The organism is Brachybacterium equifaecis, assembly GCF_023509525.1.
GTDB classification, from domain to species: Bacteria; Actinomycetota; Actinomycetes; order Actinomycetales; family Dermabacteraceae; genus Brachybacterium; species Brachybacterium equifaecis.
The window spans coordinates 728,571-741,529 of record NZ_JAKNCJ010000001.1; the positions used below are offsets into that span (position 1 = coordinate 728,571).

The following is a 12,959-nucleotide window of genomic DNA, read 5'->3' on the forward strand; positions in this document are numbered from 1 at the left end:
GCCCCCACCCGGGCGGCGCGGCAGAGCCTGCCTCAGCTCGAAGCGCGCTCCGCCGAGCGGCGCAGCACGTCGAACCAGTCCTCCACCTGCGGATGCTGGCGCAGCAGGCGCCTGCGCTCACGCTCGGTCATTCCGCCCCACACGCCGAACTCGATGCGGTTGTCGAGAGCATCGGCCAGGCACTGCATGCGCACGGGGCAGTCATGGCAGAGCGACTTCACGCGCTGCTGGTCCGCGCCCTGGACGAAGAAGCCGTCAGGGTCGAGGTCCCGGCAGGTTCCCCGCGCTGCCCAGCTGCGGTCTTCCTCGCCCCGGAGACTGCTGATCGTCACTGGTTCCCCCATCTCGGATCGACGTCGATCCGGCTGTCCGCTGCATCGTAACGAGAGGGGCCGCTGTGTGCCAAGAATCGCGTTGGGTACCAGGAAAGGTTCTGTGCGCCCACCCGGATATCGCCGGGATCCCGGCGCCCGCGGCGAGTCTGAGCCTGCCGCGCGGGCACCGCGGCCCGTACTCTATGGGGCATGTCCGCTCCCACGCCCTCCGCCGGTCCCGGCGCCGCGCCCGGCATCCTCGCCCAGACCGTGTACCTGCTGCTGGGGATCCTCGCGGTCTCCGGCATCGCCGGCGTGCTGCTGGCCGCGTTCTTCCTGCCGGCCGTGTCGCTGGCCTCGCAGGCCGCTGAGGACGGCGTCGAGCTGTTCGACTCGATCCCCGCCGAGCTCGAGGTGGCCCCGCTGAACGAGGCCAGCCGCATCGAGGCGGCGGATGGCACGCTCCTGGCGACGTTCTACACCGAGAACCGCATCATGGTGCCGCTGGACCAGATCTCCCCGCACATGCAGCACGCCGTGATCGCGATCGAGGACCGCCGCTTCTACGAGCACGGCGGCATCGACTTCCGCGGCACGATCCGAGCGCTCGCGAACAATGCCGCCAGCGGCAACACCCAGGGCGGCTCCACCCTCACCCAGCAGTACGTCAAGAACGCCCTGCTGATGGACGCGGTGCAGAAGAACGACGAGGCCGCCATGAAGGAGGCCACCGCCCCGACCTACAGCCGCAAGCTGCGGGAGGCGAAGCTGGCGCTCTCCCTCGAGAAGAAGTGGAGCAAGGACGAGATCCTCAACGCGTATCTCAACGTCGCGCAGTTCGGGCCCTCGCAGTACGGCGTCGAGACGGGCTCCCAGCACTACTTCTCCAAGCCCGCGAGCGAGCTGAACCCGGGCGAGGCGGCGCTCCTGGCCGGCATCACCAACAGCCCCAACGGCAACGACCCCGTCAGCCAGCCAGAGCGCGCGCAGCACCGCCGCGACGAGGTCCTCGCCGACATGCTCGACCTCGGCTACATCACACAGGAGGAGCACGACCAGTACGTCGCCATGCCGGTGGGCGACATGCTCACCGTGAAGGACGTGCAGGCGGGCTGCGCCTCCGCCGGCACCAGCGGATTCTTCTGCGACTACGTCACCCGCTCGCTGCTGAAGGACCCCTCCTTCGGCGCGACGGAGGACGACCGTCGGCGCCTCCTCTACGGCGGCGGCCTCACGATCCGCACCACCCTGGACCCCGCGAAGCAGGCGGCCGCGCAGGAGATCCTGCAGCGCAAGATCCCCCAGGACGACGCATCCGGATTCGGCCACTCGATCGTCACGGTCGAGCCCGGCACGGGCCGCGTGCTCGCGATGGCGGAGAACCGCACGTTCAACCCGTACCAGAACGCGGGCCCCGGCGAGACCGCCATCAACTACAACGTCCCCCAGAGCCTCGGCGGCGGCAGCGGCTTCCCCGTCGGCTCGACGTTCAAGCCGTTCGTGCTGACCGAGTGGCTCTCCAAGGGCCGCTCGCTCTACGACACGGTGGGCACCGCCCGCGGCGTCACCCCGTCCTTCCCCGCGTCCTGCCTCTCCGGCGGCCAGTACATGAACCGCGACGCGTGGGATCCCGACAACGCCGTGTCGGTCTCGCTCGCCCCGCAGGAGACGGTCCTGAACGCGACCAAGTTCTCCGTGAACACCTCGTACACGAACATGGCGCACGAGCTCGACCTGTGCGACATCGCGAACCGCGCCCGCAGCCTCGGCGCCGTCCCTGCGACGTTCGACCCCTACGATCCCGCCACGACGCAGATGCCCATCGAGCAGATGTACGGCCAGGAGCTCGCCCCCTCGGTCGTGGTCCTCGGCGAGGTCCGCATCTCGGCGCTGGACATGGCGGCCGCCTACGCGACCTACGCGGCCAGCGGCACGTACTGCCGCCCCACCGGCATCGACTCGATCTCCGACCGTGACGGCAACCCCCTGCCCGTGACCACGACCCAGTGCGAGCAGCGACTGGAGCCGAAGGTCGCCGACGCGATGGCCTGGACGCTCGAGCAGGATCTCGTGGACCCCCGCGCGACCGGCAAGGGCCGCGTGATCCCCGGGCATGACGCCGGCGGCAAGACCGGAACCTCCAACGAGCAGTTCCACACCTGGTACGTCGGCTTCACGCGGCAGATGAGCACGGCCGTCTGGTACGGCCATCCCGCGCGCAACGTGCGCCCCGGCGGCACCCGCATCGACAACGGGCGCACCTATCTCCAGCGCGGAGAGGTCTGGGGCAACACCGTCTCCCTGCCGACGTGGCAGGAGTACATGACGCGAGTGCACGAGGGGTTGCCCAACGAGCCGTTCCCGCAGCAGCCCACCGGCAGCACCGGCGCGCCCGGCGAGACGGTCCAGAGCGCCTCGCGCCCCTCGAACCGCACGTCCACGTCCTCCAGCCGCAGCGGCGGAGAGGGCTGAGCATGGGCCGCCTCCTCCCCGCGATCGGCGCGCTCGCCGGCGCCGGGGCGCTCGCTGCGGCGGGCGCCCACGTCTGGGCCCGGCACATCGAGATCCATCGCTACACGGTCCGCGAGGAGAGCCTGGAGATCCTTCCGGCCGGCACCCCACCCGTTCGCATCCTCCACATCAGCGACATCCATCTGATGCCGGACCAGGACCGCAAGCTCGCCTTCCTGCGCCACCTCGAGAGCCTCAAACCCCACCTCGTCATCGATACGGGCGACAACATCTCCTCCGCCCGGTCGGTGGAGCCTCTGGCCGACGCGCTGCGCCCCCTCCTGGAGCGCCCGGGCGCCTACGTGATGGGCTCCAACGACATGTACGCCCCGCAGCCGAAGAACCCGCTGCGGTACTTCCAGCGCGACCCCCGGCCGGAGGGCTTCACCGAGAAGCGGCCCGAGGACCTCCCCACCGATCGCCTGCGGGCCGCGCTCTCGAGCGGCGGCTGGGAGGACCTCACCAACACGCGCGCGAGCATCGCGCTGACCGGGCTGCGCGTCGAGCTCTCCGGGGTGGACGATCCGCACCTGGAACGGGACGAGCTGCCGGTGCCCGGCGGCGCGGAGCCGGCGCCTGCCGCGCACGGCGAGGTCCCTGTGCTCCGCATCGGGGTCGCCCACGCCCCCTATCGCAGGGTGCTCGACGCCTTCGTCGCCGACGACGCACAGCTCATCCTCGCGGGCCACACCCACGGAGGCCAGCTGCGCGTCCCGGGGTACGGAGCACTGGTCACCAACTGCGACATCCCGCGCCGTCAGGCCAAGGGGCTCTCGCTGTGGAAGGGCGTGCCTCTGCACGTCAGCGGGGGCATCGGCGCGAGCCCGTACGCGAACTTCCGCTTCGCGAATCCGCCCGAGGCGACCTTGCTCACGTTGCGGCCCCGCCGCGCCTGATCGGTTCCCCGGATCGCCGACGGCAGGTAGACTCGTTCCTCGGTGAGCATCAGCGCACCGGATTCGGGGTGTGGCGCAGCTTGGTAGCGCGCTTCGTTCGGGACGAAGAGGTCGCAGGTTCAAATCCTGTCACCCCGACTCTTCGCAGCAGGTCCCCGCTTCGGCGGGGGCCTGCTGCATTCCCGGGGCGCCCCCTCGCCCTGCCCCCTCGACCCTCACGGCTCATACGCCGCCCTCGGCGCCCACGCCGCTCACGGCGCACACGGCGCACGCGGCGGACGAATCACAGCGGTGCAATTACCACGGTCCGGCGCCCTTGTCTCGCATCGACGCGCGCGCCTCACGGCCGCACGGTAAAGAGATGTCAAAATTCTGCCCCCCATTCTCTCGGTGTCTGTGCCTGCGGATCGCTCGCGCGGCACCCCGAGCAGGCGCGCACCCCTAGGGTGAAAGCGGCGCATCACCCCCTTGAGCGCCCTCCGAGAGCCGCCCCCGTCACGCTCCCGGCTGCAGTGCCGCTGTACCTGCGTGACGGGACGCAGCCCCGCCGCGCGCGCGTGGACTGCGAGGCGGCAGAGAGAGCGATCGATCTGATGTTCCGCACCACCCTTCGGCGCACGCACCGCGCCCAGGGTCCCGCCGTCATCGACTACAGAGGGCTCGTCGGCCCCCTGGGTCGCACCGTGGGCGGCGTCGCCGCCCTCGGCGCCGTGACGGCCACTGCGACCCTCGTCTCCGCCGAGGCGGCCCATGCCGAGGCGCCCGCCGCCCGCATCGCCGCTCCCGCGGCGGCCGCGCCCGCCGCACTGCCTGCCGCCCCGACGCCGGTCGCCATCCCGGTGGCCGCACCCGCCAACCCCTTCGCCGGGGTCACCCTGCGCCAGGGAGCCCGCGGCGACGCGGTCCGCTACCTCCAGGACGCGCTCAACGCGAACGGCGCCTCGATCGCCGCGGACGGCGTCTTCGGCCGCGCGACCCAGGACGCCGTGCGCACCGCGCAGTCCGGCGGCGGGATCGCCGTGGACGGCGTCGTCGGCCGTCAGACCTGGGGCGTGCTCTCCGGCAGCGGGCAGTCGACGCCCGCCCCGAGCGAGCAGGCCAGCACCAGCACCAGCACCGGTGCGCAGCTCACGCTGCGGCGCGGCGACCGTGGGGAAGCGGTTCGCACGCTGCAGGAGCAGCTCAACGCACGGGGCGCGGGCATCGCGGTCGACGGCTCCTTCGGAGCAGGCACGCACGGCGCCGTTCGCAGTCTGCAGTCCGCGGCCGGGATCTCGGTGGACGGGGTCGTCGGGGCGCGCACGCGCTCGGCCCTGACCGACGAGAGCGTCCGCATCACCAGCGGCTCCTCGGCGCGGAGCACCTCCGGATCATCCAGCGACTCGGCTCCGAGCGCGTCCTCGGACTCCAGCGGCGACGCCATCGTGGCCACGGCCCGCCAGTACCTCGGCGTCCCGTACCTCTGGGGCGGCACCACGCCGAACGGCTTCGACTGCTCCGGTCTCGTGCAGTACGTGTACAAGAAGAACGGGATCTCCACGCCGCGCATCGCGAAGGACCAGGTGTTCGGCGGCCGGATCATCCCGCAGTCGGAGGCCCGCCCGGGCGACCTGGTCGGCTTCACGGGCAACAACTACGGCCACATCGGCATCTACCTCGGCAACGGGCGGATCCTCGACGCCTCGAGCAAGGGACGCCCGGTGCAGGAGCGCGCCATCTGGAGCGCCCCGCACGTGTTCGTCACCTACCGCTGACGGACTGCGCCCCGCGGCGCGCCCCCGCAGTCCCCGGAGCCCGGTCGACCTCGTCGGCCGGGCTCCTCGGTGATGCATGTGACAGAATCGGATCGCTCTGCTCCATCGCAGGCCCCGCCCCGCCAAGGTCCAGGAGGATCTCCCGCCATGACCGACCCGATCAGCCTCGTCCCCCTCCCCCAGTCCGTCGTGTGGTCGCACGGCACCTGGGAGACGAACGATCCGTGGGAGGGGCTCTCGATCGGGATCTCCGGGGAGCTCGCGCGCGAGGAGTACGCGCTGGCGATCACGCCGCGCGGCGCGAACCTCACCGCCGGCAGCGAGGCCGCCCTGGCCGATGGCCGCAACACCTTCAACCAGATCATCCTCGCCTCGGGCGGCTCCATCCCCTGCGTCACGATCTCCGATCGGCCCGCGCACGCCTGGCGCGGGCTGCACCTCGACGTCGCCCGCCACTTCTTCGACGTCTCCGCCGTGAAGACGATGATCGACGGCATGGCGCTGCACCGCCTGAACGTGCTGCACCTGCACCTCACCGACGACCAGGGCTGGCGCGTCGAGATCGACGGCTACCCCCTGCTGACCGAGGTCGGCTCCCGGCGCGCCCAGACCCTCGTCGGCGCCATGGGCGACTCCGCCCCCGAGGAGTGGGTCTTCGACGGCACCCCCCACGGCGGCTTCTACACCCAGCAGCAGCTGCGCGACCTCGTGCAGTATGCGAGCGACCGCGGCGTCATGATCGTCCCCGAAATCGACCTGCCCGGCCACATGCAGGCCGCGATCGCCGCCTACCCGCACCTCGGGAACAACCCCGAGCAGCAGATCGCGGTGCGCGAGGTCTGGGGCATATCCCAGCACGTCCTCGGGGTCTCCGACGAGGTCTTCGAGTTCCTGCGCGACGTCCTCACGCAGATCGCCGACATCTTCCCCGCCCCGTTCTTCCACATCGGCGGGGACGAGTGCCCCATCACCGAGTGGGAGCAGTCGGTCGCCGCGCGCAGCCGGCTCACCGAGTGGGGCTTCACCCGCATCTCCGAGATCCAGGGCGCTTTCACCTCCTTCGCGACCGAGGTCCTGCGCGAGCGCGGCAAGACCGTGGTCGCCTGGGACGAGGTCCTCGACACGCACGTCCCCGATGACGTCGTGGTGATGAACTGGCGCGGCTCCGACGGGGTGAAGACCGCGGTGGACCGCGGCTTCCGCACCGTCGTCGCGAGCTCCGATCAGTTCTACTTCGACAAGGCCCAGGGCGACCGCGCCGCCGAGCCCCTCGCGATCGGCACCGACGTGCTCACCCTCGAGGACGTCTACACCGCCCAGTACGCCCCGAAGGGCCTCAGCGCCGAGCAGGAGAAGCTGATCCTCGGGCTCCAGGGCCAGCTGTGGACCGAGTACATCGCGACCCCCGAGCACCTGCAGTACATGGCCTTCCCGCGCCTGTGCGCGCTGGCCGAGCGCGCGTGGGGCTCCCCTGAGCAGCCCTACGCCCAGTTCGAGGAGCGTCTGCGCGGTCACCTGCACCGCCTGGAGGCCCTCGGCATCGCCTACCGCCCCTTGGACTGACCCCTGGATCGACTCCCGGGCGCCCGCCCGGGAGTCCTGAGCGCAATCGAGCCCGCCATGCCCTCCAGCCACCGCGACGCCCACCCCTACGGCCGGTCCACGCAGACCGTCCGCCGCCGGGAGGAGCGCGCCTCGCGCCAGCGGCGGGTGCGCATCACCCAGCTCGTCGTCTTCTCGCTGCTGACGATCGTGCTCATCGGCGCGCTGGTCTGGGCCGCCGCGAATCTGCTCGGCGAGGATCCCGCCCCCGCCGGTGAGCCTTCTGATGCGGGCGGGGCGGTCGCTGCCGCCGCCGACGGCACCGTGTGCCCCGAACCGGGGGCGGTGCCGACGGCTCCGGGCGAGGTCAGCGTGAGCGTGCGCAACGGCACCAACCGCTCCGGGCTCGCGGCGACGACCACGAAGGCCCTGGCCGAGCGCGGCTACGCCACGGGCGAGGCCGGCAACACGACGGCCGCCTCCGGACCGGTGACCATCGTCCACGGTCCCACGGGCTACCTCGCCGCGCAGTCGGTGGCCGCCCAGTTCGAGGGGGCGACCCTCTCGCTCGACGACCGCGAGGACGCTTCTGTCATCGTGCTGCTGGGCGAGGGCTACACGGATCTGCGCGACGGCGCCGCCGCGCAGGCGCAGCTCGCCCAGCCCGCCCCCGCCCTCGAGGGCTGCCCGGCTGGCTGATCCGCTGGTTGCTCCGCGGGTCGGCCCGTCGGCCGGTCCGCCGGTCGGGCCTGGGCGGCGCTCAGTCCTTCCAGGTGCGGCGGTCGCTCTCCATCCGCGTGCCGATGAACAGCGAGACGGCGCCGGCGAAGCTGATCAGCACCGCGATCGTGCCGTAGACGATCGCGGTGGACGAGGAGCTCGGCAGGAGCCCCGTGAGCAGCGAATTGATCCCGGCGCTCCCTTCCGACCCGCTCCCCGCGGATGCGGCGAGCGCCGGATCCACCTGCACCACCGCGGAGGCCAGATACGGCACTCCCTGGGCGTCCTCCACCCTGTAGAAGACGGGCGTGGCGCGGCCGGAGAAGCCGTCGGCCGGAGTGAACGTGAGCACGCCGTCGCTGCTCACCACGTACTCGCCCTCGCGCGGGATCACCAGGCGGGTGCCGCGGAATCGGTCGAGCTCGCCCAGGTTCGCGGCCTGCAGCGAGAGCAGGCGCGCGCTGGACGCCTGCAGGGGGCTGGCCGCGGATCCGGCGGTGTCGTTGGCCAGGAGATCAACCGCGGCCGAGCGCCCCGGCGCCGTCGCGATCTCGTCGTCCCGCAGGGTCGGGGTCGCCGCGCTGACCAGGGCGGTGAGCTGACCGCTGACCGGGTTCCCGGCGTGCACGCCGGTGCCCGTGATCCGCACGGTGCTGGTCGCGCCCGCCTCGAGATCGGACTCCGGCGTCAAGGTGATGGTGCCGCTCTCGCGGTCGATCTCCCACAGTCCCTGACCGGGGATCGCCATGGTCAGGCCGTCCTCGGCGAGCACGGCTCCGGGAGCGGCGCCCTCCGCGCTGAGCCGCAGCGAGTCCTTCGCGACGCCCCCTGCCGGCCCCGAGGGCGCGAGGGGGCGGAAGACGATCTGCGCGCCCGGCTTCGCGGCGGAGACGAGATCGAACAGCGCCGGGTACCCGATCGTCAGCAGGGCCGTTCCCGCCGACTGGCCCTCCGCGTCGGCCCCGGTGATGCCCATCGGCGCGGCCTCGATCACGGACGCCGACTCGGGGGTGAACGTGACCTCCCCCGCCTCGCGGTCCAGGGACCAGCGGCCCTGTCCGTCCACGATCACCTCGGTGCCGTCGGCGTTCACGCGCGCCATCCCTGGCTGCGGATCCTGCGTGGTGCCGCTCGTGCGCGCGTTCGCCGTCGGCCCCCCGACGGGGACCAGCCGCAGCGTGTTCGGGGAGACGTTCTGCTGGTTGTCCCGGACCGGGAAGGAGACCGGCTGCCCGAAGGGTGCGGCGCGCACCATGTCGGCGAGCACGGGGGTGACGATCGAGATGCTGCCCGTGCGCAGGGTGGCGCCGGCCTCGTTGTCGGCGAGATAGCGCAGGGTCGTGGGCTGGCGGCCCAGATGGGAGGCCGCGGGGGTGAACTCCACGGCGCCGGTCGCGGCGTCGTACTGCCAGACCCCCTCCTCGGGGATGACGATGCGGGAGTCGTCCTCGGTGACGGTGGAGCCGGCGGGCATGCCGTCGAGCAGGAGATGGATCCTCGCGACACCGGCGCCGCTCTCCCAGAGGTCGACGCTCACAGCGGCCCCGGCTCCCGCGGTGACCTGCAGCTCCACCGCGTCGGTGGGCTGCAGGCGGAACTCGGCGGGCAGCGAGCGGGTGCCGTGCACGCTCGCGACAGTGATCGCGATCGGGGAGAACCCGGGATCGGGCGACGCATCTGGAGTGAACACCAGGTCGGTGCCCAGCACCGACCACGTGCCCTCCCCCGCGACCGTCATCGCGGTGCCGTCCTCGGAGAGCGCCATGTCATCGAGCTGCTGCTCCGTGGCGCCGTCGGGCACCGCCAGGCGGGCCGAGGCGAGATCGAGCTCGCCCTCGACGCTGTCGGTGATGAGGTCCGCGACCGGGATGCGGTTGACGATGCCCGGCGCGATGTCGACCGTGCGCTCCGACCTCGGGAGCTCGAAGGGACCGTCCTCGCCGAGCGCGAGGGCGGCCGACGGGACGAGCATCGGACTGCCCGCGAGCACCGCCGCGGCGACTAGTCGGAGGAGAGGGCGGGGGCGACGGCCGGGGCGACCGGGCCACGGCGGGCTGCCCGGGCACGGAGCATCCGCGGCAGGGGGGATCAGCGGGGCGCCAGGCACCGCCCCACGCTATCAGCGGTGCCTGCCGCCAGGCCGCGCGGCACCGCCCTAGAGTGGAGGCCATGGACCGTCAGCGCCCCGCCTCCGCCGCCCTTCCCGACTCCGCCATCGAGCCTCTGCTCGTGTCCGCTCTGGACGCGATCGCCCAGTGGATTCCTGCGCAGCGCTGGTTCACGGCGAAGGCGGGAGGCGCTCCCCGGCTCGAGCTGCTCGCCTGGGCCGTGCTCGAGGCGCCCGCGGACGCCCCGGGTGCTGGGGGCGCTGAGGGCGCTCTCGTCGTGAACACGGCTCTGCGCGCCGGCGGCACCACCGACTACCAGGTGCCGCTCGTGCTGGTGCGGCGCGCCGCTGTCGGTGCCGGTGTCGAGGCGGAGCCTGGCGCGCTCATCGGGGAGGCCTCCGATCCGTCGGACCCCGATGCCCCTTCCCTGCAGCTCGTCGACGCGGCCCGCAGCGACCTGGGGCGGCGCACGCTCCTGGCGCTGCTGGCCGACGGGGCGGGTGCGCGGCCCGCCGCGGGGGCCGCGCGCGCCGACGGGGCGGAAGCGCAGCCCATCGCGGATGGCGCGCAGCCCGGCACGGCAGGCACGCAGCAGAGCGCGGAGGGCGGCCGCGCTCTTCCCTCCCGGGACCTGCGCCTGCAGGCCGCGCCCGTCGGCGATCGCGCGGCCGGTCGCGTCACGCGCAGCCGGCTGCTGTCCGGAGAGCAGTCCAACTCCTCGATGATCTTCGATCTCGAGGGCCGCGACCCGGTGATCCTCAAGCTCTTCCGCGTCCTGCAGGAGGGCGAGAACCCGGACGTCGTGCTGCAGGGCGCGCTCGACGCCGCCGGATCGACCCGCATCGCGCCGATGGTGGGCTCGGTGCGGATGGTCTACGGCGACGCGCGCATCACCACCGATTCCCTGCTCGGCCAGGGCTTCCTGGCAGGGGTGGAGGACGCATGGCGGGTCGCTCTCGAGCAGGCCGCCGCAGGCGCCGACTTCACCGACGGCGCTCGCACGCTCGGCGAGGCGACGGCCGAGGTGCACCGCATCCTGGGCGAAGTGCTCCCGTCCCTGCCGGCCTCCCCGGCCGACGCCGCCGCGATGGTCGAGCAGATGCTGGAGCGGCTGGACCAGGTCGCCGGACAGGTCGCAGAGGTCGCCCAGCGCCGGGAGGCTCTCGCCGCGGTGATCCGGCGCGCCGCCCAGGATGCCGTCGCCTGGCCGCCGATGCAGCGCATCCACGGCGACTACCACCTCGGGCAGGTGCTGCAGGCGCCGGGTCGGGGCTGGATCCTGCTGGACTTCGAGGGCGAGCCGATGCGTCCGCTGAGCCAGCGCGTCCTGCCCGACTGCCCGGTGCGCGACGTCGCCGGGATGCTGCGCAGCTTCGACTACGCGGGCGGCGCCGTGGCCCTGGAGCACGGGGCCGACGCCTCCGCCTGGGTTTCGCACGCGCGCGACGCCTTCCTCGCGGGCTATGCCGACGCATCAGGGATCGATCCCGACGACGCCTCGTTCCGCACCCTCATCGCCGCGTTCGAGGCCGACAAGGCCGTGTACGAGGTGCTCTACGAGGTCAGCAACCGCCCCGATTGGCTGCCCATCCCGCTGGCCGCGCTGGACCGGATCACGGGAGCGACGCAGGGCTGAGCCCCGGAGGCCTCCCCGTCGGCCGACCCAGAGCGCACCTGACCAGGCCCGAGCCCCGCCCGCCACGGCACCTGAGCAACCCCCGGCCCCTCGAGTCGCACGGTCCCATCGCCGAGATCCGGCTGACGAGGCGAGACCCCCCGATTTCGACTCGCCAGTTGGATCTCAAGGGGGCCAGGGCGGTGCCTCCCGAGCGCTTCCTGGGTGACTTCGCCTGCTGTACACGCGGGGCCGGGATTCCTCAGCGCGCCATCCGGCCCGAGTAGTCCATCGCGCCTTCGAGGAGTACCCGACCTCGCCAGGATCCCACTGGAGGAACAGGCACGCCCCGCTCGGTGCAGCTCCGATGGAGCCGGGTCAGGAACTCGTCCGGATGCACCAGATCCGCTCCGGTCATTCTCCGCAGCAGCCAGCCTGAAGCCGCGAGCCCATCACGGCGCTTCTCGTCCTCTCGCCACACCGAACGTCCAGTGCGGTGCACATCCCCGTCGAATTCGATCCCGACCCTCTGCGCCTCGTAGGCGCCATCTATCCGTCGGATCTTGCCCGATAGCACGTCGAGCACGGGCAGGTTCACCGTGGGCTCCGGGAATCCTGCAGCCACAATCAGTAGGCGCGCGTACGTCTCAGCCGGCGATTCCACCCCCTCCCGGGCGTCGGAGAGAGCCCGCCGCAGGGCACGCGATCCCCGCCTTCCTGCGGGGGCTGCTGCGACGTGCTCCCGGATCGCGGCGCGCGTGAGGAGGTGTCGGCCACCCCCGAGCTGCCTCGCGCGCGGGCTCAGGATGCTGTCCACCGCAGCGACGAGATCCGAGTGGCCAAGCAGCCCGGCGAGCTCCCACAGCACTTCCAGTGGGTGGGAGACCAAGAATCCGTCGTGCTGCAGGCGAAGTTCGGGCGTGCCCCGATGGACCCGGACACGAGGACCTGCAGCAGGATGGTGAGGCGCGGGGACGCGCACGTGCAGGGGAGGTTGCAGCGGGTTTCGCGGCACCGCAGCTCCCGTTCGAGAATCGATGCGCCCGGGCTGGACACGCGGCAGATGGAAAGCTATCCCGCCATCTGCAGACGCAGGAAGAGCGATCCCCATGAGAGCAGCAGCGGTCGTATGGCTGAGCACCACACCGGGGAGCACCTGCGTCTGTAGCACGTGGCACATCTGCCGCACACCTGCCGGCACCTCGGTGAGCGTGTAGAACCCTGGAAACACTCGCGTGAACTCCGAGCTCGCGAGCCTTCGGCTGGTGACGCCGCGGTCGAGGAGCGCTTCCCGGCTCAGCACCAAGCGCCCCAGCGAACTGGGGCGTGCGGAAGCCCGCCTGCGAGGACTGAGAGCAGAGTGCTCACTACCGGGAGAGGAGGACATGCAGCGACGCTAGAAGCTTCGGAGCACCGCCGTCCCCGCCACCTCTTCGATTGTGGACCCCGAAGGTCGGGGAGGGTTCGCCCACACGCACGCTTCGGACAAGTCAGCGGCG

The 12,959-nt window shown here is 72.1% G+C and carries 9 protein-coding genes and 1 tRNA gene; 7 read left to right on the plus strand and 3 right to left on the minus strand.

Annotation, left to right across the window (positions count from 1 at the left end):
• Window positions 1-32: 32 nt before the first annotated feature.
• Window positions 33-332, minus strand: a complete 300-nt coding sequence (locus tag Bequi_RS03385; protein WP_249736536.1) for a WhiB family transcriptional regulator — start codon at window positions 330-332, stop codon at window positions 33-35.
• A gap of 192 nt (window positions 333-524) precedes the next feature.
• On the opposite strand from Bequi_RS03385, the gene Bequi_RS03390 reads away from it, so the two are divergent.
• From Bequi_RS03390 to Bequi_RS03415, 6 genes are all read left to right on the plus strand, one after another.
• The gene (locus tag Bequi_RS03390; protein WP_249736537.1) at window positions 525-2,786 is read left to right on the plus strand and encodes a transglycosylase domain-containing protein; all 2,262 of its coding nucleotides are present in this window, start codon (window positions 525-527) and stop codon (window positions 2,784-2,786) included.
• Between the two features lie 2 nt (window positions 2,787-2,788).
• Window positions 2,789-3,721, plus strand: a complete 933-nt coding sequence (locus tag Bequi_RS03395) for a metallophosphoesterase (RefSeq protein ID WP_249736538.1) — start codon at window positions 2,789-2,791, stop codon at window positions 3,719-3,721.
• 64 nt (window positions 3,722-3,785) lie between these two features.
• Window positions 3,786-3,859: transfer RNA gene (locus Bequi_RS03400), tRNA-Pro, on the plus strand.
• 455 nt (window positions 3,860-4,314) lie between these two features.
• A complete protein-coding gene (locus Bequi_RS03405; protein ID WP_249736539.1) occupies window positions 4,315-5,475 on the plus strand; it encodes a C40 family peptidase in 1,161 nt (386 codons plus the stop codon).
• Between the two features lie 147 nt (window positions 5,476-5,622).
• Window positions 5,623-7,038, plus strand: a complete 1,416-nt coding sequence (locus Bequi_RS03410) for a beta-N-acetylhexosaminidase (protein WP_249736540.1) — start codon at window positions 5,623-5,625, stop codon at window positions 7,036-7,038.
• 57 nt (window positions 7,039-7,095) lie between these two features.
• Entirely contained in the window at window positions 7,096-7,716 is a 621-nt protein-coding gene (locus Bequi_RS03415; RefSeq protein WP_249736541.1) for a LytR C-terminal domain-containing protein, read from the plus strand.
• 61 nt (window positions 7,717-7,777) lie between these two features.
• Here Bequi_RS03415 and Bequi_RS14350 read toward each other — a convergent pair whose 3' ends face one another.
• Window positions 7,778-9,727 carry an Ig-like domain-containing protein gene (locus tag Bequi_RS14350; RefSeq protein WP_249736542.1) on the minus strand — a complete coding sequence of 650 codons (1,950 nt, stop codon included), beginning with the start codon at window positions 9,725-9,727 and terminating at the stop codon, window positions 7,778-7,780.
• Between the two features lie 179 nt (window positions 9,728-9,906).
• Here Bequi_RS14350 and Bequi_RS03425 point away from each other — a divergent pair, with 179 nt between their 5' ends.
• On the plus strand, window positions 9,907-11,481 hold the full coding sequence (locus tag Bequi_RS03425; protein ID WP_249736543.1) for a maltokinase N-terminal cap-like domain-containing protein: 1,575 nt from the start codon (window positions 9,907-9,909) through the stop codon (window positions 11,479-11,481).
• Window positions 11,482-11,722: 241 nt separating this feature from the next.
• On the opposite strand, the gene Bequi_RS03430 is transcribed toward Bequi_RS03425, so the two are convergent.
• Window positions 11,723-12,058, minus strand: coding sequence for a hypothetical protein (locus Bequi_RS03430; RefSeq protein ID WP_249736544.1), 336 nt, complete (start codon window positions 12,056-12,058; stop codon window positions 11,723-11,725).
• Between the last annotated feature and the right edge of the window lie 901 nt (window positions 12,059-12,959).